General features: G+C 69.0%; 23 protein-coding genes. 11 read left to right on the top strand and 12 right to left on the bottom strand.

The window, feature by feature from the left end:
• Together ACSFA0_RS18165 and ACSFA0_RS18160 are read right to left on the bottom strand one after the other, a co-directional pair.
• A complete protein-coding gene (locus ACSFA0_RS18165) occupies positions 1–1317 on the bottom strand; it encodes an MFS transporter (RefSeq protein ID WP_435451654.1) in 1317 nt (438 codons plus the stop codon).
• A 58-nt stretch (positions 1318–1375) separates the two neighbouring features.
• Positions 1376–1825: a MarR family winged helix-turn-helix transcriptional regulator gene (locus ACSFA0_RS18160; protein ID WP_435451653.1), complete on the bottom strand. Its 450-nt coding sequence runs from the start codon at positions 1823–1825 to the stop codon at positions 1376–1378.
• Positions 1826–1876: 51 nt separating this feature from the next.
• Here ACSFA0_RS18160 and ACSFA0_RS18155 point away from each other — a divergent pair, with 51 nt between their 5' ends.
• The 6 genes from ACSFA0_RS18155 (at position 1877) to ACSFA0_RS18130 (ending at position 7882) form a co-directional block, all read left to right on the top strand.
• Positions 1877–2425 (top strand): PaaI family thioesterase, encoded by a 549-nt coding sequence (locus tag ACSFA0_RS18155; RefSeq protein ID WP_435451652.1) that lies wholly within the window; start codon positions 1877–1879, stop codon positions 2423–2425.
• Between the two features lie 65 nt (positions 2426–2490).
• Entirely contained in the window at positions 2491–3105 is a 615-nt protein-coding gene (locus ACSFA0_RS18150; protein WP_435451651.1) for a flavin reductase family protein, read from the top strand.
• A gap of 122 nt (positions 3106–3227) precedes the next feature.
• Positions 3228–4301: a Fe(3+) ABC transporter substrate-binding protein gene (locus tag ACSFA0_RS18145; RefSeq protein ID WP_435451650.1), complete on the top strand. Its 1074-nt coding sequence runs from the start codon at positions 3228–3230 to the stop codon at positions 4299–4301.
• 120 nt (positions 4302–4421) lie between these two features.
• Positions 4422–6116, top strand: coding sequence for an ABC transporter permease (locus tag ACSFA0_RS18140; protein ID WP_435451927.1), 1695 nt, complete (start codon positions 4422–4424; stop codon positions 6114–6116).
• On the top strand, positions 6113–6784 hold the full coding sequence (locus ACSFA0_RS18135; RefSeq protein ID WP_435451649.1) for an ABC transporter ATP-binding protein: 672 nt from the start codon (positions 6113–6115) through the stop codon (positions 6782–6784). Before ACSFA0_RS18140 ends, ACSFA0_RS18135 begins: the two co-directional genes overlap by 4 nt.
• Positions 6785–6886: 102 nt before the next feature.
• Positions 6887–7882 (top strand): exostosin domain-containing protein, encoded by a 996-nt coding sequence (locus ACSFA0_RS18130; protein WP_435451648.1) that lies wholly within the window; start codon positions 6887–6889, stop codon positions 7880–7882.
• Here the strand turns inward: ACSFA0_RS18130 and trxC are convergent, their stop codons facing one another.
• Positions 7883–8320, bottom strand: coding sequence for a thioredoxin TrxC (gene trxC / locus ACSFA0_RS18125; protein WP_435451647.1), 438 nt, complete (start codon positions 8318–8320; stop codon positions 7883–7885). It lies immediately after the preceding gene.
• Between the two features lie 133 nt (positions 8321–8453).
• Between trxC and gloA the strand changes: the two genes are divergently transcribed.
• On the top strand, positions 8454–8864 hold the full coding sequence (gloA, locus tag ACSFA0_RS18120; protein WP_435451646.1) for a lactoylglutathione lyase: 411 nt from the start codon (positions 8454–8456) through the stop codon (positions 8862–8864).
• A 22-nt stretch (positions 8865–8886) separates the two neighbouring features.
• Here gloA and ACSFA0_RS18115 read toward each other — a convergent pair whose 3' ends face one another.
• Positions 8887–9819 carry a LysR substrate-binding domain-containing protein gene (locus ACSFA0_RS18115; RefSeq protein ID WP_435451645.1) on the bottom strand — a complete coding sequence of 311 codons (933 nt, stop codon included), beginning with the start codon at positions 9817–9819 and terminating at the stop codon, positions 8887–8889.
• A 128-nt stretch (positions 9820–9947) separates the two neighbouring features.
• On the opposite strand from ACSFA0_RS18115, the gene ACSFA0_RS18110 reads away from it, so the two are divergent.
• The 3 genes from ACSFA0_RS18110 to hpaI are packed head-to-tail and all read left to right on the top strand — an operon-like array spanning position 9948 to position 13324.
• The gene (locus tag ACSFA0_RS18110) at positions 9948–10943 is read left to right on the top strand and encodes a tripartite tricarboxylate transporter substrate binding protein (RefSeq protein ID WP_435451644.1); all 996 of its coding nucleotides are present in this window, start codon (positions 9948–9950) and stop codon (positions 10941–10943) included.
• Positions 10944–10962: 19 nt separating this feature from the next.
• Positions 10963–12486, top strand: a complete 1524-nt coding sequence (locus ACSFA0_RS18105) for a UxaA family hydrolase (protein WP_435451643.1) — start codon at positions 10963–10965, stop codon at positions 12484–12486.
• A 28-nt stretch (positions 12487–12514) separates the two neighbouring features.
• A complete protein-coding gene (gene hpaI / locus ACSFA0_RS18100; RefSeq protein ID WP_435451642.1) occupies positions 12515–13324 on the top strand; it encodes a 4-hydroxy-2-oxoheptanedioate aldolase in 810 nt (269 codons plus the stop codon).
• Positions 13325–13343: 19 nt separating this feature from the next.
• Here hpaI and ACSFA0_RS18095 read toward each other — a convergent pair whose 3' ends face one another.
• The 7 genes from ACSFA0_RS18095 to ACSFA0_RS18065 all read right to left on the bottom strand — a co-directional run bounded on the left by ACSFA0_RS18095 (position 13344) and on the right by ACSFA0_RS18065 (position 20112).
• Positions 13344–14069, bottom strand: a complete 726-nt coding sequence (locus ACSFA0_RS18095; protein WP_435451641.1) for a haloacid dehalogenase type II — start codon at positions 14067–14069, stop codon at positions 13344–13346.
• A 5-nt stretch (positions 14070–14074) separates the two neighbouring features.
• Complete coding sequence (gene eda / locus ACSFA0_RS18090; protein ID WP_435451640.1) at positions 14075–14719, bottom strand: bifunctional 4-hydroxy-2-oxoglutarate aldolase/2-dehydro-3-deoxy-phosphogluconate aldolase; 645 nt, start codon at positions 14717–14719, stop codon at positions 14075–14077.
• Positions 14710–16548: a phosphogluconate dehydratase gene (gene edd / locus ACSFA0_RS18085; protein ID WP_435451639.1), complete on the bottom strand. Its 1839-nt coding sequence runs from the start codon at positions 16546–16548 to the stop codon at positions 14710–14712. Before edd ends, eda begins: the two co-directional genes overlap by 10 nt.
• A gap of 107 nt (positions 16549–16655) precedes the next feature.
• The gene (locus ACSFA0_RS18080; RefSeq protein ID WP_435451638.1) at positions 16656–17663 is read right to left on the bottom strand and encodes a TRAP transporter substrate-binding protein; all 1008 of its coding nucleotides are present in this window, start codon (positions 17661–17663) and stop codon (positions 16656–16658) included.
• A gap of 61 nt (positions 17664–17724) precedes the next feature.
• A complete protein-coding gene (locus ACSFA0_RS18075; protein WP_435451637.1) occupies positions 17725–19005 on the bottom strand; it encodes a TRAP transporter large permease in 1281 nt (426 codons plus the stop codon).
• A 10-nt stretch (positions 19006–19015) separates the two neighbouring features.
• Positions 19016–19531 carry a TRAP transporter small permease gene (locus tag ACSFA0_RS18070; RefSeq protein ID WP_435451636.1) on the bottom strand — a complete coding sequence of 172 codons (516 nt, stop codon included), beginning with the start codon at positions 19529–19531 and terminating at the stop codon, positions 19016–19018.
• Positions 19528–20112, bottom strand: coding sequence for a gluconokinase (locus tag ACSFA0_RS18065; RefSeq protein ID WP_435451635.1), 585 nt, complete (start codon positions 20110–20112; stop codon positions 19528–19530). Before ACSFA0_RS18065 ends, ACSFA0_RS18070 begins: the two co-directional genes overlap by 4 nt.
• A 185-nt stretch (positions 20113–20297) precedes the next feature.
• Here ACSFA0_RS18065 and gntR point away from each other — a divergent pair, with 185 nt between their 5' ends.
• Positions 20298–21326, top strand: a complete 1029-nt coding sequence (gene gntR, locus ACSFA0_RS18060; RefSeq protein WP_435451634.1) for an HTH-type transcriptional regulator GntR — start codon at positions 20298–20300, stop codon at positions 21324–21326.
• Positions 21327–21387: 61 nt separating this feature from the next.
• Here gntR and ACSFA0_RS18055 read toward each other — a convergent pair whose 3' ends face one another.
• Positions 21388–21954, bottom strand: coding sequence for an OmpA family protein (locus tag ACSFA0_RS18055; RefSeq protein WP_435451633.1), 567 nt, complete (start codon positions 21952–21954; stop codon positions 21388–21390).

Here is a 21954-nt window from a genome sequence, read left to right as displayed (position 1 = left end):
TCAGGCGCGCGAAGCGGCGGGTGACGGCGACCGCGCGCCACCCGACGCAGCGGGCCGGCGGATGACCAGCACGAGCACCGCCGCCAGCAGGCAGGCCGCGCCCGCCACGTACAGCGCCGGCGTGTAGGTCAGCAGCAGCGTGCGCGCCACGCCCGCGCCATAGGCCGCGGTCGCCGCGCCGAGCTGGTGGGCCGCGAAGATCCAGCCGAACACCATGCCGGCCTTCTGCGGGCCGAAGGCGGCACCGGCGAGCTTGACGGTCGGCGGCACGGTGGCGATCCAGTCGAGGCCGTAGAACATCGCGAACAGGCCAAGGCCATAGATCGTGAAATCCGAATGCGGCAGCCAGAACAGCGAGAGCCCGCGCAGGCCGTAGTACCAGAAGAGCAGCTTGCGGTTGTCGTAGCGGTCGGACAGCCAGCCCGACAGGATGGTGCCGACGAAGTCGAAGGCACCCATCATCGCCAGCACCGACGCGGCCGGTATGGCGCCCATGCCGTTGTCGCCGCACAGCGAGATGAAGTGCGTCTGCACCAGCCCGTTGGTGCTGAGGCCGCAGATGAAGAAGGTCCCGGCCAGGATCCAGAAGGTCCGGTTCGACGCGGCCTCGCGCAGCACCACGAAAGGCGTGCGCCAGTTCATGGCCGTGGCCGGTGTGGCCGGCAGCGCAGCCGCTTCCCTCGGGGTCTGGCCGAAGGGCAGCAGGCCAAGGTCGGACGGCCTGTTGCGCACGAAGGCCAGCGCCAGCAGCCCGATTGCGATGGCGCCCACGAACACCGGCACGACAGCGGAGCGCCAGCCCCAGTGCTCGATCATCCACGCCGCGACCGGCAGGAAGGCCAGTTGCCCGGTGGCTGCGCTCGCCGCCAGCGCGCCGATGACCAGCCCGCGGCGCGCCACGAACCAGCGGTTGGCGACCACCGCGCCGAGCACCAGCGCGGTCATGCCGGTGCCGATGCCCAGCATCAGGCTCCACACGATGAACAGCTGCCAGAGCTGCGAGGCCATCGTGACCATCGCCATGCCGAAGCCGACCAGCGCGAGGCCGGTGCACATCACGGCGCGCAGGCCGTAGCGCTCCATCAGCACCGCCGCGAACGGGCCCATCAGGCCGAACAGCGCGAAACGCAAGGCCAGCGCCGACGACACCTGCTCGGTGCTCCAGCCGAACTCCTTGCCGAGCGGCTGCATCATCGCGCCCGGCAAGCCGAGCGCCGCCGACATCATCAGCATGGTGAGGAAAGTGACGGCGGCGACGATCCAGCCGTAGTGGATGCCGCGGCGTTGCAGCCAGGCGGAGAGCTGTGAAGCGAACATGGTCGTGGGCGGTGGACGGGGACGAGGGGGAGTGAGACGAAGAGGTCGTGCGAACGCGTCAGTCCAGCGCGTCGGCGTCGGGCGCGAGCAAGGCCAGCGAATCGTCGATGAGCGCATGCAGCGCGGCCACGCGTTCGATGCCCAGTTGCGCGTTGAGCTTCTGCTGCGCCGCCTTCCAGTGGCGCTGGGCTTCCTGCCGCTTGGCGATGCCGGCCTCGGTCGCCTGCACCAGGCGGCTGCGCGCATCGGCGCCGGGCGCCAGCACCAGCCAACCGGCCGTGACCAGCGGCTGCAGGTTGCGGCTCAGTGTCGACGCTGTCATCTTCATCCGCTCGGCCAGGTCGACAGGCCGGATCGGCCCCAGGCCGACCACGTGGCTCAGCAGCGAGTACTGCGTGGTCTTCAGCCCGCACTGCATCACCTCGGCGTCGTAGTGCTGCGCGAGGCGACGGGCGAGTTGGCGAACCTTTGAACTGGTACAGCCCTGCGGCTTGATGGCGGTGTTCATGACATATGATTGTAGCTGCAACTATTGCATATACATTAGTAAGGAGATTCGATGGCAGACATCACCCCACTCGACACCTGGATCGCCGAAGAACGCGTGGTCCGTCAGAAGCTCGAGGCCGGCCCGGGCCCGGGCGTCGCACGCTTCGACGAGATCGCCGACAAGACCGGCCTCGAGGTGATGCAGGCCATGATCGACGGCGAGATCCCCTATGCCGCGATCGCCAAGACGCTGGACTTCACCATCATCGAAGCGAGCGCCGGGCGCGCGGTGTTCCAGGGCACGCCGCTGGCGCAGCACCTGAACCCGCTGGGCACGATCCATGGCGGCTGGATCGCCACCCTGCTCGACTCGGCGCTCGGCTGCGCCATCCACACGATGATGCCGGTGGGCCGCAGCTACACCACGGCCGAACTCGGCGTGAACTATGTGAAGGCGGTCACGCCCAAGGTGCAGCGCGTGCGGGCCGAAGGCAAGGTGATCCACTGCGGCCGCCAGCTCGCCACCGCCGAGGCGCGCGTGCTCGGCCCCGACGGCACGCTGTACGCGCATGCGACCACGACCTGTCTGGTGTTCGAGCTGACGCGCAAGGCAGCCTGAGCGCACGCGAGTGCGCGCGGCACCGAACTTGCTGGTCTCCAGGTCGCTACGACTCCACGCCTCCCATGCACATCGACTTCGCCACCCTCACCGAATACCAGCGCTACAAACTCATGGCGAGCCTCATCGTGCCGCGCCCGATCGCGCTGGTGACCACGCTCGGCCCCGACGGCACCGTCAACGCGGCGCCGATCAGCATGTTCAACATGGTCGGCGAAGAGCCGCCGATCGTGATGATCAGCATGAACCGCCGCAGCGACCAGTCGCTCAAGGACACCGCGCGCAACATCGAGCGCACCGGCGAATTCGTGGTGCACCTGGCGGACGAGGCGACGGCGTGGCAGATGCACCAGTGCAGCGTCGAACATCCGCCGCATGTGAGCGAAACGGCGGTGGTCGGCTTCACCACATTGCCGAGCACGGCGGTGGCGCCGCCGCGCATCGCCGAGACACCCGTGGCCTTCGAGTGCACGCTGTTCGAGAAGATGGAAACCGAGAGCCGCAAGGTCTTCATCGGCCAGGTGCGCTGGCTGCACGTGCGGGAAGGCCTGGTCGACGCCACCACATGGCGGGTCGACCTCGACAACTATTTCCCCGTCGGCCGTTTCGGGGGCGAGTTCTATGTGCGCACGCGCGATCGCTTCAAGGCCGCACCGCCAGACGAGCCAGCGGCCAAATAGCGACCGCCCGTAGGCTCAATGGCCCCTGGGCCCGCGAGTTCATTGATAATGATTCGTATAGGCAACACGCCGTGCCCGTCAGGGCCGGCCGTGCCGACCTTCGCCCATCCAGGAGACCTTCCATGACCGACCGCCGCCGCGCGACGGGCCGCAGCACGCCGCGCGCCCTGAGCCTTTTCGCTTCCGTTGCCACCACCGCCTGCCTGGCCGCCGCGGCGCTGCCCGCGCACGCCGCGGACGAACTGACGCTCTACACAACGCGCGAGCCGGGCCTGATCCAGCCGCTGCTCACCGCCTTCACCGCGACCACCAAGATCCAGGTGAACACCGTGTTCGTGAAGGACGGCCTGCTCGAGCGCGTGAAGGCCGAGGGCACCCGCTCGCCGGCCGACGTGCTGATGACCGTCGACGTCGGCAACCTGCTCGACCTGGTCGACGGCGGCGTGACGCAGCCGGTGAAGTCGGCCGCGCTCGAATCGGCCATCCCGGCGAACCTGCGAGGCACCGACGGCCAGTGGTTCGCGCTGTCGATGCGCGCCCGCGTGCTGTACGCCGACAAGAGGCTGAAGCTCGACAACTTTCGCTACGAGGACCTGGCCGACCCGAAGTGGAAAGGCAAGGTCTGCATCCGCGCCGGCCAGCACCCCTACAACACGGCACTGGTCGCCTCGCTGATCGCACACGACGGCGAAGCCAAGGCCGAACAATGGCTGCGCGGCGTGAAGGCCAACCTGGCGCGCAAGGCGACCGGCGGCGACCGCGACGTGGCCCGCGACATCCTCGGCGGCATCTGCGACATCGGCCTGGCCAACTCGTACTACGTGGGCCAGATGAAGGCGTCCAAGGAAGGCAGCGACGCGCGCAAGTGGGGCGACGCCATCCAGGTGGTGCGGCCGACCTTCGCGAACGGCAAGAGCGGCGGAACGCACGTGAACATCAGCGGCGCGGCCGTGGCGAAGAACGCCCCGCAGCGCGCCAATGCGGTGAAGCTGCTGGAGTTCCTGGTGTCGGACTCGGCCCAGTCGCTCTACGCGCAGGCCAACTACGAATACCCGGTGCGCAAGGGCGTGGCGCTCGACCCGATCATCGGCGAGACCATCGGTGAACTGAAGGTCGACCCGCTGCCGCTCACCGAGATCGCCAAGTACCGCAAGCAAGCCAGCGCGCTGGTGGACAAGGTCGGCTTCGACCGGTGAGAACCTGTGAATGAACCTGCTGCGCGCCCCCATCTCGCACCTGCGGTCCTCACCGCACGTGAGTGCGGCTCCGGTCCTCGACGCAAGCTCGGGGCGCTCGCGACGGTTCCTTCACATGTTCTGACCGCCACGCCGCGCGGCCTGCGCGCGGCCGGACCGCTCTGGCGCATCGCCACGCTGCTCGTGGCCCTCGGCGTACTCGCGCCGGTGGCGTCGCTCGCCTGGCTGGCGCTGGGCGCCGACTTCTCTCACTGGGCGCACCTGCTGCAGTTCGTGCTGCCGCAGGCCGCGCTCAACACGGCCTTGCTGCTGGCCGGCGTCGGTGCGATGGTGCTGGTGATCGGCACGGGCTGCGCCTGGCTGGTGAGCAGCTGCGACTTTCCCGGCCGGCGCGTGCTGCACTGGGCGCTGCTGCTGCCGCTGGCGATGCCGACCTATATCGTCGCCTTCGCGTACCTCGACCTGCTGCACCCGATCGGCCCGGTCCAGGGCGCGATCCGCTGGATGCTGGGCTACGACAGCCCGCGGCAGTTCCGCCTGCCCGACCTGCGGTCGATGGGTGGTGCGAACTTCGTGCTCGGCGTCGTGCTCTATCCCTACGTCTACATGACGGCGCGCGCCATGTTCATGACGCAGCCGGCGCACCTCATGGAGGCCGCGCGCACGCTGGGTGAGGGTCGCTTCGGCGCCTTCCGCCGCGTGGCGCTGCCGCTCGCGCGCCCGGCCATCGCCGTGGGCCTGAGCCTGGCGCTGCTGGAAACGCTCAACGACATCGGCGCCTCCGAATTCCTCGGCATCCAGACGCTCACGGTGGCGGTCTACACCACGTGGATCACGCGCTCCGACCTGGCGGGCGCCGCGCAGATCGCCTGCGCGATGCTGCTGGTCGTGATCGCGCTGGTACTGCTCGAGCGCCACGGGCGGCGGCACCGGCGCTTCGGCTCGGCGCAGCGCATGCGCCCCATGCAGCCGCGGCCGCTGCACGGCGCGGCGGCGTGGCTGGCGACTGCCGCCGCCTCGCTGCCTGTGCTCGTTGGCTTCGTCGCACCCGCCGCCTACCTGGTCTGGGAAAGCATCAAACGCCTGCAGCTCGGCCAGGGCATCTCGCGGGGGCTGATCACCAGCCTCGGCAACACGATCGCGCTGGCGCTCGGCGTCACGGTGTTGGCGGTGGCCGCTGGGCTGTTGGTCGCGTGGACGGCCCGCAGCCAGGCGTCGACCCCCAACCCCGCACGTTGGCAGGCGCGCGCCGCGACGCTCGGCTATGCCCTGCCGGGCACGGTGCTCGCCATCGGTCTGCTCACGCCGGCGCTGGCTTTCGATGCGCAAGTGGCCGGCTGGCTCGGCCTGCCGGGCCTGCCGCTGATGGGCCTGGGCATGGTGCTGGTGGTGGCTTGCGTGATCCGCTTTCTCGCCATGCCGGTGGGTGGTATCGAGTCGGGCCTGGCGCGCATCCCCCCCGCGCTCGAACAGGCGGCGCGCCTGCTCGGCGAGAACGCGACCGGCACGCTGCGCCGCGTCCACCTGCCGCTGCTGCAGCCGGCCATCGGCGCCAGCGCGCTGCTGGTCTTCGTCGACGCGATGAAGGAACTGCCCGCCACACTGCTGCTGCGGCCCGCCAACTTCGACACCCTCGCCACCTGGCTCTACGCCGAGGCGGCGCGCGGCACCTACGAGGAAGGCGCGCTCGCGGCGCTGGCCATCGTGGCGGCCGGCCTGCTGCCGGTGGTGCTGCTGGCGCGCACGCAGTTCCGCCAGGCGCCGGCCGGCAGCCGTCGGCCGCCCACCATCGCCCACGACAATCCACGCCCATGACCGCCGCTCTGCTCATCCAAGATCTCCAGCTGGGCTACGACGGCGCCCGCGGCCTGCACACGGTGGTGCACGGCTTCTCGCTCGCGCTGGACGCCGGGCAGATCGGCTGCCTGCTCGGCCCCTCGGGCTGCGGCAAGACGACGGTGCTGCGCGCCATCGCCGGCTTCGAGCCGGTACGCGCCGGGCGCATCGAACTGGGTGGCGTGCTGCTCGCCGCGGCCGGTACCCACCAGCCGCCGGAACAGCGGCGCGTGGGCATGATGTTCCAGGAGTACGCGTTGTTCCCCCATCTCACGGCCGCGCAGAACGTGGGCTTCGGGCTGCGCCGTGCGACGGCTGCGCAGCGACAGGCACGGGTGTCTGCGATGCTGACGCTGGTCGGGCTGGCCGAGGCCGGTGCGCGCTTCCCGCATGAACTGTCGGGTGGGCAGCAGCAGCGCATCGCGCTGGCGCGTGCGCTGGCACCGGCGCCGGCCCTGCTGCTGCTCGACGAGCCCTTCTCGAACCTCGACGGCGCCACGCGCGAGCGCCTGACGGTCGAGGTGCGAGACATCCTGAAACAGGCGGGCCAGACCGCCATGCTGGTGACGCATAACGAGCAGGAGGCGCAGGTGATGGCCGACCGCATCGGGACCATGCACAACGGACGGCTGACCCGCTGGCTGTAGGCCAATGGATCGACTTCGCGCCGGCAGCGAGTCCGGGCGGAAGCTGCGCTTATATTGGGGTAATCCACGACTTCGGCCGTCCTCCGCGCGGGCCATCGACGCATGAAGCTTTGCTTTCTCACGCCTTCCGACACACCCCTCGCCAGCACCGACACTGCGTTGCTCGACGCCCTTCGCGCCGAGATGCTGCAACGCCCCGGTGTCATCGAGGTGAAGGACGTCGAGGCGGCCGATGCCCTGATCCTGCACGAGCCCTGGGCCTTCAGGGAATGGCGCTACGTCGACCGGTTGGTCGCCGACCCGGTGGTGGGCCGCTTCGCGTACAAGGTGTTCACCGTGAACACGGACGATGCAGCGGCCGGCCTGCTGCGTGGCGTCTACACCTGCCTGCGGCGCAGCCGCTTCGACCCCGCGCTGCACGCTGCCGTGCCCTTTCTCGCGCAGCCGAACGAAGAGGTGGCGGCCTTCGCCGGTACCCCGCGTCCGCCGGCCACGCTGCTGGCCACCTGGCGCGGCAACCCGAAATCCAACCGCAAGCTGCGCCAGGGCTTGATCGACCTCTATGGGGGTTCGCCGGCCTTCCAGGTCGAATCGACGGACAGCTGGCTCAACCACGACCCCGATGAGCAGCGCCACTATGTCGAGCTGTTGCGCTCGGGGCGGTTCTCGCTGTGCCCGGGGGGCTGGGCCCCTGCGTCCATGCGCATCTTCGAGAGCATGGCCCTCGGCGTCGCCCCCGTGCTGATCGCCGACGAATTCGTCGAGCCGAAAGGGCCTGACTGGGCGGCTGTCGCGCTGCGAGTGCCCGAGGCGGAGCTGTCGTCGCTGCAAGCGGTGCTCGAATCCCGTGGCGACGACTACCGCGCCATCGGTGAGCGCGCGGCCCAGGCGTGGCAGGCGCACTTCCGCTACGACCGCCTGATGGGGTACTACGCCGATGCGCTCTTCACCCTCGTCCAGGGCAATGCCACGGGCGGTTCGATGGCGACCGAGATCACGCGCTGGCGCTCGTCGCGCATGGCACGGCTCAACGGCTGGACGCTGCCGCAGCGCATCGCCAACAAGCTGCGCCGGATGGTCGAGAAGTCCCCGGCCTGATCAGCGCAGCTGCGACTCCACCCAGCGCACGATGTCGGCCTGGCCCATGGCGCCGGCCTGTCGCGCGACCTCACGGCCACCCTGGAAGAGCGCCAGTGTCGGGATGCTGCGGATGTTGAAACGCGCGCCCAACGCCGGTACGGCTTCGGTGTCGACCTTGGCCAGGCGCACGCGCGGCTCGAGGCGCGCCGCTGCAGCCTCGAAGCCCGGCGCCATCTGGCGGCAGGGCCCGCACCAGGGCGCCCAGAAATCGACCAGCACGGGAATGTCGTTGCGCGCCACATGGCGCTCGAAGCTGGATTCGTTGAGCGCGGTCGAATGGCTGGTGAACAACGGCTGGTGGCAGCTGCCGCAATCCGGGGCACTGCCCGTCTGGTCCGCACGCACGCGGTTGGTGGTGTGGCAGTGCGGGCAGACGATGTGCAGGGTGTCGGTCATGGGGCGCCTCGGGGTCTCGTGGTTCAACGCGGTAACTGAGGTCCGGCCATCGGCTTTGCAAGCCCCCTCCCCACGCGCGCATGCGGCCGGCGTCGCACAATCGGCGGCTTCGAAAACCTTCCGGACCCACGAGATGCGACTCCTCCACACCATGCTGCGCGTCGGCAACCTGCAACGCTCCATCGACTTCTACACACAAGTGCTGGGCATGCAGCTGCTGCGTACCTCCGAAAACCCCGAATACAAGTACAGCCTGGCCTTCGTGGGCTACGAGGGCAACCCGGCCCAGGCCGAGATCGAGCTGACCTACAACTGGGGCACCGACAGCTACGAGATGGGCACCGCCTACGGCCACATCGCGCTGGGCGTGCCCGACGCCTACGCGGCCTGCGAGAAGATCAAGGCCGCCGGTGGCAACGTGACGCGCGAAGCCGGCCCGGTCAAGGGCGGCAGCACCGTGATCGCCTTCGTGACGGACCCCGACGGCTACAAGATCGAGCTGATTCAACGCCAGGAAGGCGCTGCGGGCGGCGGGCTGCGCTGAGCGCGCGCACCGACCCTGAGCATCACTTCATCTTCGCCGCCTGACGGAGGAAGCCGATCATCTTCTCGGTGCTGGGCGTGCGGCGCTTACCGCGCATCGTGATCAGGCCGACCGGCGGCAGGTCGATCGGCACCTTGAGCCGCAGCACCTTGAGGCTGCCTTCGGCCTCGAAGTGCCGCGCCACCGAGCGCGCCATGAAGGCCGCCGCATCGCGCTGCCACAGGAAGCTCATCTGCGCGAGGAATGAGGCGGACTCGATGATGTCCGCCGGCGGGTGGACGCCGTCCCGGAAGAACATCTGGTCGAGCTTCACACGCAGCGATGCCCAGGGCGGCGGCATCACGCAGGGCACCCGGGCGAGGTCGGCCCACCCGAGACGGCGCTTGTCGAGCAAGGGGTGGCCGGGGCGCACCACCACCGTCATGGGCTCGTCGTACAGCGCCTCGGTCTCCAGGTCGGGCGCCGCGTAGCCGGGCTCGAGCCGGCCGACGAACACGTCGAGTTCACCCAGGCGCAGCTTGGGCAAGAGCCGCGTCAGATCGCCCTCCTCCACCAGCACCGTGGTCAGGGCCGAGCTCGTCTTGAGCATCTCGACCGCGCGTGCGACCAGCACCGGCATGGCCACCACCATTGCGCCGACGCTGGTACGGCCGGCGGCACCACTGGCCACCGCATCGATCTCGTCGCGCGTGCGGCCGTAGTCGGCCAGCACCGTGCGCGCAAAGCGCACCACGCTGTCGCCGTAAGGCGTGGGCTCCGTGCCGCGCGTGGAGCGATCGAAGAGCGCCAGCCCGAACATCCGCTCGATCTCGGCGAGGGATTTGGAGACGGCCGGTTGCGTCACCGACAGGAATTCGGCCGCGCGGCCCAGGTGCCTGAACTGGTCGAGCGCCACCAGCATCTGCAGGTGTCGCAGCTTCAGGTTGGAACGCAGAACACGATCGATGTCGCTCATGGAGGTCTCCTCGGTCGAAACGCTTCATAACCTCGACGACATGAAGCGAGTCTTCTATTTCATTGGAAGGCAATGATTCTCTCCGGAAGAATCGACCCCGCCAACCAACAAGAATCCTGGAGACAACGATGAAGACCACCACTTCCGTGGCGCGACGCCACTTCGTGCTCGGCGGGTTGAGCGCCGCCGCGCTGGCCATCGCACCGGCGCGCGCATTTGCCGCCGGCTACCCTGAACGCCCCATCACCTTCATCTGCCCCTGGCCGGCCGGTGGCACCGCCGACCGATCGATGCGCAGCATCTGCCTGATCGCCGCGAGCGAACTCGGGCAGCCGATCGCATTCGAGAACCGCGCGGGCGCATCGGGCATGCTGGGCACCAAGGCGATGGCTTCGGCGAAGCCCGATGGCTACACCATCGGGCAGATTCCGATCTCGGTGACGCGCTTCTCCCAACTCGGCACCTTGCAACTCGATCCGCTCAAGGACCTCACCTACCTCGCCCGCACCTCGGGGCAGACCTTCGGCATCGCCGTGCCCGCCAATTCGCCCTTCAAGTCGCTGAAGGACGTGGTGGCGCAGGCCAAGGCGAAGCCGGGCATTCTCACCTACGCCCACGCCGGCATCGGTGGCGCCACGCACGTCGGCATGGAGCAATTCGCACAGGCCGCCGGCGTGAAGTTCAACGCGATCGCCTACAAGGGCGGCTCGGCGGCCTTGCAGGACGTGCTGGGCGAGCAGGTCGACATGCTGGCCGACAGCAGCTCGTGGGCGCCGCATGTCGAAAGCGGCAAGCTGCGCCTGCTCGCGACCTGGGGCGAAGCACGCACGCCCCGCTTCAAGGACACGCCCACGCTAAAGGAGCTCGGCTTCGACGTCGTGGTGGAAGCACCCAACGGCATCGGCGCGCCGGCCGGCCTGCCGCCCGACGTGGAGAAGCGCCTGCGCGATGCCTTTCGCGTGGCCGTGCGGAGCGACGACTTCCGCAAGGTGGCCGAGAGCATCGACGCACCGGTCATGTACCAGGACGGCCCGGACTACCGCACCTACGTCCAGTCGGTGTACCGGCAGGAGACCGAGCTGATCCGCAAACTGAATCTCAAGGAAATAATGGCGAAGGGCTGATGCGCCCCTGCCACGCCGCATGAACAACAGCCCCCTGCTCCGCCTGCATCCGAACGACAACGTGCTGGTCGCCAAGGCCGCCATCGCCCTGGGTGAAACGATCGAGACCTTCGGCGTGCGCGCACGCGCCCAGATCCCGGCCGGCCACAAGATCGCCGCCCGCGCCATCGCGGCCGGCGAGCCGGTGAAGAAGTACGACACCGTCATCGGGGTGGCCTCGCGCGACCTGCAGGCGGGCGACTACGTGCACAGCCACAACCTCACGCTGGTCGACTTCTACCGCGACCCGGCCTTCTGCACCGACGTGCGCCCGGTGGCCTTCGTGCCGGAGGCCGAGCGTGCGACCTTCATGGGCTTCGTGCGGCCGGGCGGCGGCGTGGGCACGCGCAACTTCATCGGCATCCTGGCGTCGGTGAATTGCTCCGCGACGGTCATCAACCACATCGCGGCGCACTTCACGCCGCAGCGGCTCGCCGCATTCCCGAACGTGGACGGCGTGGTCGCCTTCGCGCAGACCAGCGGCTGCGGCATGTCGTCGCCGAGCGAGCACTTCGACGTGCTGCGCCGCACACTGGCAGGCTATGCGCGCCATCCCAACCTGGCAGGCGTGCTGATCGTCGGGCTGGGCTGCGAGCGCAACCAGGTCGACGCGCTGGTCGACTCGCAGCAGCTCAAGGCCGGCCGGCTGATGCGCACGCTGGTCATGCAGGACGTCGGTGGCACGCGCAAGACGATCGAGGCCGGCATCCGCGCCATCGAGGACATGCTGCCCGACGCCGATGCGGCACGGCGCACGCGGGTCGGCGCGCACCACCTCAAGATCGGGCTCGAATGCGGCGGGTCCGACGGCTTCTCGGCCATCTCGGCCAACCCCGCGCTCGGCGCCGCGATGGACGTGCTGGTGCAGCACGGCGGCACGGCCATCCTGTCGGAGACGCCGGAGATCCATGGCGTGGAATTCATGCTGACGCGGCGCGCCATCACGCCGGCCGTCGGCCAGAAGCTGCTCGATCGGCTGGCCTGGTGGGAACGCTACGCCGCCGGCCAGAACGCGCAGTTCAACGGCGTCGTCGGCCACGGCAACCAGGCCGGGGGACTCGCGAACATCTTCGAGAAGTCGCTGGGCTCCGCGATGAAGGGCGGCACCACGCCACTGCGTGCGGTGTACGAGTACGCGGAGCGGATCGAGGAGCACGGCTTCGTCTTCATGGACTCCCCCGGCTACGACCCGGTCGCGGCCACCGGCCAGATCGCCAGCGGCGCGCAGCTGATCTGCTTCACCACCGGACGCGGATCGATGTTCGGCAGCAAGCCTGCTCCCACCATCAAGCTCGCGAGCAACACGCCGATGTACCGCCGCCTCGAGGAAGACATGGACATCAACTGTGGCGTGGTGATCGACGGCGAACTGACCGTGACGGAACTCGGGCAGCGCATCTTCGAGCAGATCCTTCGCCATGCCTCCGGCGAGCCGACGAAGAGTGAAGTGCTCGGCCTGGGCGATCACGAGTTCGTGCCGTGGCATCTCGGCATCGTCAGCTGACGCGCTCCTCCAATCCCTGAAGAAAATCATGCCCGCTCACAACCCCTTCAAGACCGCGCTGGCCGCGCGCCAGCCGCAGGTCGGCCTCTGGCTGTCGATGGCCGACCCGTACATGGCCGAGGTCAGCGCGACCACCGGCTTCGACTGGCTGCTGATCGATGGCGAACACGCGCCGAACGACCTGCGCTCCACCCTGGCCGCCCTGCAGGCCGTGGCGCCGCATCCCGCACAGCCGGTCGTGCGTGCGGTGAATGACGACACGGCGCTCGTCAAGCAGTTGCTCGACATCGGCGCCAGGACCCTGCTGATCCCGATGGTCGACACGGCCGACCAGGCCCGCGCGCTGGTGTCGGCCACACGCTATCCGCCCCACGGCATCCGGGGTGTGGGCAGCGCCGTGGGTCGCGCATCGCAATGGAGTTCACGCGGCGACTACCTCGACAGCGCGGACGACGAGGTCTGTTTGCTGGTGCAGGTCGAGACGGTGACGGCGCTGTCGAACCTGGCCGCGATCTGCGATGTGGAGGGGGTCGATGGCGTCTTCATCGGCCCGGCCGATCTCGCGGCCTCGATGGGACACCGCGGGCGGCCGGGGCACCCCGAGGTGCAGGCGGCCATCGAGGCCGCTATGCAGACCATCGTGGCGTCAGGCAAGGCCGCGGGGACGCTGACCTCCGACCCGGCGCTGGCGCGGCGCTACCTCGACCTGGGCTGCACCTTCGTCGCGGTGGGCGTCGACGTGCTGCTCTATGCAGGTGCGGCGCGCAGGCTGGCTGCCGATTTCCTTCAGCGGCCGGCGCCGCCGGCTGCGACCGCGCAGGAGCGCGGCGCCTACTGAGCGACGTCAGCGCCGTCGTTCAGCAGCCCAGTCGGTCGGCCAGCGCGCCGATGTCGCGGGCGTGCAGCTCGTTACCCATCTGCGGCGACACGTCCTTCGGCTGATCGCGGCCGAACTCATGCGGGCGCTCGATGTACGCCGTGCGCAGGCCGCAGGCGCGCGCTGCTGCCAAGTCGTCGTGGTGCGCCGCCGCCAGCATCACCTGCCGCGGCGCGATGTCGAACACCCCGGCCACGCCCAGGTAGGTGCGCGGGTCCGGCTTGTAGGCCTTGAAGACCTCGGCGGACAGCACGCAGTCCCAGGGCAGGCCGGCGTGCTTCGCCATCTCGGTGAGCAGGCCGATGTTGCCGTTGGACAGCGTGCACACGATGTACTTCGACTTCAGCCGCGTCAGGCCTGCCACCGCGTCGGGCCACGCCGGCAACCGATGCCACGCGTGGTTGAGTTCGCGCTTGCCGGCCGCGTCGATGCGCGTCACGCCGAACTCGCGCAGCACGCCCTCGAGGATGTTCAAGTGCAGTTCGTCGATCAGCGTGAAGCCGCCCTCGCCCGTCGCGATGCGGTCCATCACCGCCCGCATGGCAGGCTGGTAGCCGGCGCGCCAGGCCAGGGCGAACGCGCCGCCGTCGACACCGGGCAGCAGACGCTCGACCTCGGCGGCGATGCCGCCGTGCCAGTCGACCACCGTGCCGAACACGTCGAAGGCGATGACCTTCAGGTCGTCGAAGTCGGGACGCGCCTGCATGGCGTTCAGCGCGCCAGTTGCGCGGCTTCGCGCGCCAACTGCTCGATGCGCGCCCAGTCGCCCGTCTGGATGGCATCGGTCGGCACGATCCACGAGCCGCCCACGCAGGCCACGTTCGACAGCGCCAGAAACTCGGCCGCGTTGCCGGCGTGGATGCCGCCCGTCGGGCAGAAGGTCACGTCGCCGAAGGGCCCTTGCCAGGCCTTGAGCATCGGCAAGCCGCCGGCCTGCATCGCCGGGAAGAACTTGAGCTGCTGGTAGCCGTCTTCCTGCGCCATCATGATTTCGCTGCCGGTCGCGACGCCGGGCAGCAGCGGCAGGCCGAGCTCGCGGCAGGCCTTGCCCACCGCGGACGTGTAGCCCGGGCTCACGCCGAACTTCGCGCCGGCCAGCACCGAGGCCTGCGCGTCGGACGCGCTGCGGATGGTGCCGGCACCGGCCACAGCCTCAGGCACGTCGCGGGCGATGGCTTCGATGCATTGCAGCGCCTGCGGCGTGCGCAGCGTGACTTCGAGCATGCGAATGCCGCCAGCCACCAGCGCACGCGCCAAGGGCACGGCATGCGCCACGTCGGTCAGCACGATCACCGGGATCACTGGGGCGTCGCGCATCACGTCGAGCGCGGTCAATTTGTCTTTGTTCAAAGCCATGAGCAGGCTCCTTCTTCTGCGGTGAGCGCGTTGCGGCGCATGCCGGCGAACAGTTCGCGGCCGAGGCCGCGGCCGTCGGCCAAGCGTTGATCGTCGGGCATGGTCGCCGTCTCGCGTTGTGCCCATTCGTCGTCCGGCAGCAGTACCGCCAAAGTGCCAGCCACGCCGTCGAGGCGGATCACGTCGCCGTCGCGCACCTTGGCGAGCGGGCCGCCGGCCGCCGCTTCGGGCGACACGTGGATGGCGGCGGGCACCTTGCCCGATGCGCCGCTCATGCGGCCATCGGTCACCAGCGCCACGCGGAAGCCCTTGCCCTGCAGCACCGACAGCGGCGGCGTGAGCTTGTGCAGTTCGGGCATGCCGTTGGCCTGCGGGCCTTGCCAGCGCACCACGCACACCACGTCGCGGTCGAGCTCGCCGGCGGTGAAGGCCTTCTGCAGCGCGGCCTGCGAGTCGAACACGCGCGCAGGCGCTTCGATGACGTGTCGGTCGTCGGGCACCGACGACACCTTGATGACGCTGCGGCCCAGGTTGCCCTTGAGCAGCTTGAGCCCGCCGGTGGCACTGAATGGCGCCGACACCGGGCGCGCCACCGCATCGTTCTTCGACGGCGCCGCCGCGTGCCAGTGCAGCACGCCCTCTGCCGAGGGCTCGCCGTCCATCGTCGGGATCTTGGCGAACTCGGCGATGCCGCCGGCCCGCACCGTGAGCACGTCCGCATGCATGAGGCCGGCGCCGACCAGTTCGCCGATCACGTAGCCGGGGCCGCCGGCCTCCTGGAAGGCATTCACGTCGGCGCTGCCGTTGGGATAGACGCGCGTGAGCAACGGCACCACGTCGGACAGTTCGGAGAAGTCGTTCCAGTCGATCACGATGCCGGCCGCGCGTGCCACCGCGACCCAGTGGATCAGGTGGTTGGTCGACCCGCCGGTGGCGAGCAGCGCGGCCATCGCGTTGACGATGGCGCGCTCGTCGACCAGGCGACCGATCGGCGGGCACTGGAAGGCGGCCGACGACGCCTGGCCCAGCACCGTGCGCACCGCCTCACGCGTGAGCGCCTCGCGCATCGCGTTGCCCGGCTGGATGAACGCCGTGCCGGGCACGTGCAGGCCCATCGCCTCGAGCAGCATCTGGTTGCTGTTGGCGGTGCCGTAGAAGGTGCAGGTGCCGGGCGCATGGTAGGCCGCCATCTCGGCGTCCATCAGGCCCTGGCGGCCGACCAGGCCTTGCGCCGCCTGTTCACGCACCTTGGCCTTGTCGCTGTTCGACAGGCCCGAGGGCATCGGGCCGGCCGGCACGAAGACGGTCGGCAGGTGGCCGAAGTGCAGCGCGCCGATCAACAGGCCGGGCACGATCTTGTCGCACACGCCGAGCATCAGCGCGGCGTCGAACATGTCGTGCGTCAGCGCGACGGCCGTGCCCATGGCGATCACGTCGCGGCTGAACAGGCTGAGCTCCATGCCGGGCGTGCCCTGCGTGACGCCGTCGCACATCGCCGGCACGCCGCCGGCCACCTGCGCCGTGGCGCCGAGGCGGCGAGCCTCGTGCTTGATGATGTCCGGGTAGCCCTGGTACGGCGCGTGGGCCGAGAGCATGTCGTTGTAGGCGGTAACGATGCCGATGTTCGGCGCGCGTTCCGCGACGATCTTGAGCTTGTCGTTGACCGGCACACCGGCCACGGCGTGGGCGACGTTGGCGCAGCCCATGCGGTCGGAACCGCGGTCGCGCCGCCCGTAGGCGTCGATCTGTTCCAGGTAGGCGGCGCGCGTGGGCGCGCTGCGTTCTCGGATGCGTCGGGTGACGGCTTGGACGGTGTCGTGGAGTGGCATGCGGGGGCTGTGGATGCGCCGGCTGGCTGGAGGCTTCATGGTAAACCCTGGACCTGCGGCGCGGTGCGGGCGAAGAGCGCGCAGCCCTCCGCACCGCGGGGTGGAATTTACTTGCCGCGCACTTGCGCCACGGCGGCGTTGACCGAATCCCAGGTCTCCTGGCCCACCGACTTGGCGATGCCGACGTTCACCGTGGCGAGCTTCTCGCGCATGCGGTTGGCTTCGGCGGCCGGGAGTTCATTCACCAGCATGCCCTTGCCTTTGAGCTCGGCCAGCGCCTTGGTGGCTTCCTCGCGCGTGTCCTTGCGCTCGAAGTCACGGCTCTTCAGGGCGGCGTCCTGCAGCACCTTCTTCTCGGCCGGCGTCAGCGTGTCCCACCACTTCTTGCTCACCGTGACGATCCAGGGGCTGTAGACGTGGTTGGTGACCGTCAGGTACTTCTGCACTTCGTAGAACTTGCTCGACACCACGGTGTTGAACGGGTTCTCCTGGCCATCGACCGCGCGCGTTTCCAACGCGGTGAACAGTTCGGAAAACGGCAGTGGCACGGCGTTGGCACCGAGCGCCTTGAAGCTGTCGAGGAAGACGTTGTTCTGCATCACGCGCAGCTTGATGTCGCCCATGTCTTCGAGCTTGTTGACCGGACGCTTGCTGTTGGTGAGGTTGCGGAAGCCGTTCTCCCAGTACACCAGACCGACCATGCCCTTGGGCTCGAGCTTGGCCTTGACCTTCTCGCCCACCGGGCCGTCGAGCACGGCGTCGGCTTCCTTCACATTGTTGAAGAGGAAGGGCGTGTCCCACACCGCCATCTCGGGCACGATGCCCACGAGCGTGGCGGTCGATCCGACCATCATCTCCTGCGCGCCGCCGATGAGCGCCTGCTGCATCTGCGTGTCGGAGCCGAGCGACGCATTGCCGATGCCGCGGATCTTCATCTTGCCGCCGGTGGCCTTCTCGACCTCCTGCGCGAACACGCGCACGGCACGGCCCTGGTTCGAGTTGTCCACCAGGCCATAGCCGAAGCGCACGATGCGCGGCTTGAAGTCCTGGGCCTGGACGGCGCCGGCGGCGGCGAGTGCGGCCACGAGGCCGGCGAGAGCGAAACGAATGCGCATGGGAAGTCTCCTGTTGTCGAAAGGGATGGCAGAAAGAAAAGAAAAAAGTTGGCGCCGGCGTTCAATGCATCCACGCCAGCGGCGCGGTGATGAGCGACGGGAACAGCACGAACAGCACGGCCAGCAGCACGTACATGAGCAGGAAGGGCGTGGTCCCCTTGATCACGGTTTCCATGCGCAGCTTGCCGACGCCGGCCACCACGTTCTGCACCGTGCCCACGGGCGGCGTGATCAGCCCGATACAGCCCACGAAGATGAACATGAAGCCGAAGTACACCGGGTCGATGCCGGCCTTGACGGCCAGCGGCGCACACACGGGGCCGAAGATCAGGATGGTGGGCGTCAGGTCCATCGCGGTGCCGACCACCAGCAGGAACATCATCATCAGCGCCATGAAAAGGATGGGGTCGCCCATCACGCCGGAGAAGCTGTCGGCCAGCATGTTGGGCAGGTCGGCCAGCGTGATCATGTAGGCCGTGACGGTGGCGGCACCGCACAGGAACATCACCACCGCCGTGGTCTTGCCTGCGGCCAGGAACACCTCGTAGAGCCGGGCCCAGGTCATTTCGCGGTAGACGAACATCGAGACGATGAGCGCGTAGACCGCGGCCACCACCGCTGCTTCGGTCGGCGTGAAGATACCGCCCTTGAGGCCGCCCAGGATGATGACCGGCATCATCATGGCCCAGAAGCTGTGCAGCAGCGCCTTCATGCGCGCGCCCCACGCCACGCGCGGCATGGCAGGCAGCCGGTGCTTGCGGGCGATCCACCACCAGGCGGCGATCAGGAACGAGCCCATCATGAGGCCCGGGAACACGCCGGCCAGGAACAGCTTGCTGATCGACGTGTTGGTCGTCACGCCGTAGATCACGAAGGGCATCGACGGCGGGATGATCGGCGCGATGATGCCGCCGGAGGCGAGCAGGCCCGCGCTGTAGCCCGGCGGGTACTTCTGCTCGCGCATCATGGGCAGCAGGATGGTGGCGAGCGCGGCGGTGTCGGCGATGGCCGAGCCGCTCATCGACGCGAGCAGCACTGCGGCGCCGATGGCCACGAAGCCCAGGCCGCCGGGGATGTGGCCCACGAACGCACGAGCGAGGTCGATGATGCGGCGCGACAGGCCGCCCGCGTTCATCAGCTCGCCGGCCAGGATGAAGAAGGGCACGGCCAGCAGCGGGAAGTTGTCGAAGCCGGCCTGCAGGTTCTGCGCGAGCAGCTGCGCGTCGAAGAAGTCGAGGTGCCACATGAGCGCGACACCGGTCAGCACCAGCGCATGGGCGATCGGCATGCCGATCACCATGCCGCCGATGAGCACGATCAGGAAGATGGCAGTGACGATCATGGCGCCGCCCTCACTCGATCTCGCCGGCGTCGCCGGACGTGGCAGGCGGCTCGCCGCGCAGCAGGTCGAACACCAGCGCGACCAGCAGGCCGACCGCCAGCACCAGCGTCGCTGCGGCACCGATCGCCAGCGGATAACCCAGCACGGTGCTGAAGCTTTCCATGCCGGCGATCACTTGGCCCCAGGCGCCCTTGAGCAAGAGCACCATGCACAGCGCGACCAGCGCCTGGCTCACCCAGAACAGGCCCTTGCGCGACCCGCCCTTCAGGCGCGAGGTCAGCATGTCGAAGCCCAGATGCTTGCCCTCGAAGGCCGCGACGATGGTGCCGATGGCCACCAGCCAGACGAACAGCAGTCGCGAGATTTCCTCGTACGACACGATGCTGGTGGCGAACACGTAGCGCAGCACGACGTTGACGAAGACGGCGATGACCATGCCGGCCAACGCCACGACCATGAAGAGTTCGGCCAGGCGTTGCAGCGCCGGCTTCCGGGGCGTCGGTGTGGTGGAAGGGGGATGACTCATGCGATGTCTCCAGGCGACGTGGCGCGCCCTGTGGTGAATTCGGAAGGCGGAACGGCCTGCGTGGGTGCGGCCCAGGCGACCACCGCGGCGACCAGTGCCGCCATGGGCTGCGTGGCGTCCAGCACCAGCACGCCAGGCTCGCCCATGGGCGATTCGAGCGTGGCGAACTGGTTCGACACCAGCGCCGGCGAGAAGAAGTGGCCGGCGCGCGACTGCACCCGAGCCAGCGCCGCGTCGTAATCCAACGCCAGGAAGACGAAACCCAGCCGCGGCGTGGCCTCGCGCAGCCGGTCGCGGTAACGGCGGCGCAGCGCGGAACAGGTCAGCACCCGACCGGCGCCCTCGGGCGGAGATGCCAGCAGGTCGGCCAGGCGGTCCAGCCAGCCGGCGCGGTCGGCATCGGTCAGCGGTGTGCCCGCGCGCATCTTGGCGACGCTTTCGGGCGCGTGGTAGGTGTCGCCCTCGTGCAGCGTCCAGCCCAGGGCGTCGGCACAGGCCGCGCCGACGCTGGACTTGCCGCAGCCGGAGACGCCCATGACCACGAGGGCCAGCGGCTGGAACGGTGAGATAGCGCTATCCATTGGGAATCAAAAAAACCCGGTCGAAGCACCGGGCGATGGCCGCTGTTGTCTTGATGAACTAAGGCGCTCACAAGGGAAAAGTGCGGTTACTTACCCGCCGCGCACAACTGGCACTACTTGTTAACCCTGTGAGAGATAGCGCTATCCTAGAGAACAATGGGCACTCTTTTCATCCGGATTAACCCTTGACCGAAGCGCCCCGCCGCCCTCGCCGATCGAGTGGCCGCATCACCCTCGACGACGTGGCTCGCGCGGCCGCCGTCAGCCCGATCACCGTCTCGCGCGCCCTGCGCGGCGAGCGCAGCGTCGACCCCGCTCTGACCGTGCGGGTCCGCGAAGCCGCCGAGCGCCTGGGCTACGTGCCCGACCCCGCCGCGCGGGCCCTGGCCTCGCAGCGCAGCAGCCAGGTCCTGGTGCTGGTGCCGATGCTGTCCAACACCTTGTTCGTCGACCTGCTGGAAGCCGTGCACCGCACGCTCTTCCCCGAGGGCTACCAGCCCTTCATCGGCGTGACGCACTACGACAGCGCCGAAGAGGAACTGCTGCTGCACACCTACCTGCCCCACCGTCCCGCCGGCTTGCTGGTGACCGGCTTCGACCGCAGCGAAACGGCGCGCCAGCTCATCGTGCGCAGCGGCGTGCCCTGCGTGCATCTGATGGAAACCAGCACCGCGCCCGGCGTCGCGTGCGTGGGGTTCTCGCAGGTGGACGCGGGCGCGGCCATCACGCGTCACCTGCTGGAGCGGGGACGCCGCCGCATCGCCTTCTGCGGCGCCCAACTCGACCCGCGCGTGATGCAGCGCGCCGAAGGCTACCGCCGCGCCTTGAGCGAGGCGGGCCTCTACGACCCGCGGCTGGAAATGCTCAGCCCCGAACGCTCGTCGATCGCGCTGGGCGCGCGCCTGTTCGAGGAGATGCTGCAGCGCATGCCGGACATCGACGCGATCTTCTTCTGCAACGACGACATCGCCCAGGGAGGGCTGCTGGCCGCCAACCGCCTGCAGGTACCGGTGCCGGGGCGCCTCGCCATTGCCGGCTTCAACGACCTGGCCGGCAGCGACCAGATGGTGCCGCCGCTGACCACCGTGCGGACGCCGCGCAGCGAAGTCGGTCGGGCTGGCGCCGAGATGCTGTTGGGGATGATGCGCGGCAGGCTGCCGTTGCCCGGCTGCGTCGAACTGGACTACCAGCTGGTCGTGCGCGGCAGCAGCTGAGGAACGCGGCGCCCAAGAAAAAGCCCGGTCGACACCGGGCTCGTGCGAGGCGTCAGCTGGGTCAGTCCAGCAGCTTGACCTCGACGCGACGCGCCTCGGCGTTGTTGCCCGAACCGGCGCTGATTGCAGGCTTCTGCAGGTCGACCTTGTCGGCCGACACACCCAGGCCCAGCAACACGTCGCGCACGGTCTGGGCCCGCAGCTTGGCGAGTTCCTCGTTGATCTTCGGATCACCCGTGGCGTCGTGGAAGCCCGAAATGACCGCCCGGCGGCCGCTCTCGATGCCCTGGATCACCGTGGCCAGCGCCTCGGCCGCGCGTGGGGCGAGGTCGGCGCTGCCGGTGGCGAAGTAGAAGTTCACCACGCCGCCCACCACCTGGATGCTCGCGCCTTCGGGCACGACGACCATCACCGTTTCGGAGGTCACCGTGCTGCCAGGCGCGGGTGCCGGGGCTTCCGCCGGCTCGACCTGCGTGACCGGCAGGCCGCTGTCCTGCGCACTGGCGCCGCCCATGCCGTAGTTCGCCGTGGCAAAGCCCACCACGGTGAAGACCACCAGCGCGATCAGCGCGAAAAGGAATCCGAGGGCAAAGCGCTGCTGGCTGTCTTCGTCGTTGCTGGATGACAT

The organism is Variovorax restrictus (genome assembly GCF_051216715.1).
Classification (GTDB): domain Bacteria; phylum Pseudomonadota; class Gammaproteobacteria; order Burkholderiales; family Burkholderiaceae_C; genus Variovorax.
This window is presented reverse-complemented; position numbering and strand designations above follow the sequence as displayed.

What these genes read in the sequence shown, in the direction of transcription:
- ACSFA0_RS18165 (WP_435451654.1), bottom strand. Translation starts at nt 1,317, where the DNA reads ATGTTCGCTTCACAGCTCTCCGCCTGGCTGCAACGCCGCGGCATCCAC.
- ACSFA0_RS18160 (WP_435451653.1), bottom strand. Translation starts at nt 1,825, where the DNA reads ATGAACACCGCCATCAAGCCGCAGGGCTGTACCAGTTCAAAGGTTCGC.
- ACSFA0_RS18155 (WP_435451652.1), top strand. Translation starts at nt 1,877, where the DNA reads ATGGCAGACATCACCCCACTCGACACCTGGATCGCCGAAGAACGCGTG.
- ACSFA0_RS18150 (WP_435451651.1), top strand. Translation starts at nt 2,491, where the DNA reads ATGCACATCGACTTCGCCACCCTCACCGAATACCAGCGCTACAAACTC.
- ACSFA0_RS18145 (WP_435451650.1), top strand. Translation starts at nt 3,228, where the DNA reads ATGACCGACCGCCGCCGCGCGACGGGCCGCAGCACGCCGCGCGCCCTG.
- ACSFA0_RS18135 (WP_435451649.1), top strand. Translation starts at nt 6,113, where the DNA reads ATGACCGCCGCTCTGCTCATCCAAGATCTCCAGCTGGGCTACGACGGC.
- ACSFA0_RS18130 (WP_435451648.1), top strand. Translation starts at nt 6,887, where the DNA reads ATGAAGCTTTGCTTTCTCACGCCTTCCGACACACCCCTCGCCAGCACC.
- trxC (WP_435451647.1), bottom strand. Translation starts at nt 8,320, where the DNA reads ATGACCGACACCCTGCACATCGTCTGCCCGCACTGCCACACCACCAAC.
- gloA (WP_435451646.1), top strand. Translation starts at nt 8,454, where the DNA reads ATGCGACTCCTCCACACCATGCTGCGCGTCGGCAACCTGCAACGCTCC.
- ACSFA0_RS18115 (WP_435451645.1), bottom strand. Translation starts at nt 9,819, where the DNA reads ATGAGCGACATCGATCGTGTTCTGCGTTCCAACCTGAAGCTGCGACAC.
- ACSFA0_RS18110 (WP_435451644.1), top strand. Translation starts at nt 9,948, where the DNA reads ATGAAGACCACCACTTCCGTGGCGCGACGCCACTTCGTGCTCGGCGGG.
- ACSFA0_RS18105 (WP_435451643.1), top strand. Translation starts at nt 10,963, where the DNA reads ATGAACAACAGCCCCCTGCTCCGCCTGCATCCGAACGACAACGTGCTG.
- hpaI (WP_435451642.1), top strand. Translation starts at nt 12,515, where the DNA reads ATGCCCGCTCACAACCCCTTCAAGACCGCGCTGGCCGCGCGCCAGCCG.
- ACSFA0_RS18095 (WP_435451641.1), bottom strand. Translation starts at nt 14,069, where the DNA reads ATGCAGGCGCGTCCCGACTTCGACGACCTGAAGGTCATCGCCTTCGAC.
- eda (WP_435451640.1), bottom strand. Translation starts at nt 14,719, where the DNA reads ATGGCTTTGAACAAAGACAAATTGACCGCGCTCGACGTGATGCGCGAC.
- edd (WP_435451639.1), bottom strand. Translation starts at nt 16,548, where the DNA reads ATGCCACTCCACGACACCGTCCAAGCCGTCACCCGACGCATCCGAGAA.
- ACSFA0_RS18080 (WP_435451638.1), bottom strand. Translation starts at nt 17,663, where the DNA reads ATGCGCATTCGTTTCGCTCTCGCCGGCCTCGTGGCCGCACTCGCCGCC.
- ACSFA0_RS18075 (WP_435451637.1), bottom strand. Translation starts at nt 19,005, where the DNA reads ATGATCGTCACTGCCATCTTCCTGATCGTGCTCATCGGCGGCATGGTG.
- ACSFA0_RS18070 (WP_435451636.1), bottom strand. Translation starts at nt 19,531, where the DNA reads ATGAGTCATCCCCCTTCCACCACACCGACGCCCCGGAAGCCGGCGCTG.
- ACSFA0_RS18065 (WP_435451635.1), bottom strand. Translation starts at nt 20,112, where the DNA reads ATGGATAGCGCTATCTCACCGTTCCAGCCGCTGGCCCTCGTGGTCATG.
- ACSFA0_RS18055 (WP_435451633.1), bottom strand. Translation starts at nt 21,954, where the DNA reads ATGTCATCCAGCAACGACGAAGACAGCCAGCAGCGCTTTGCCCTCGGA.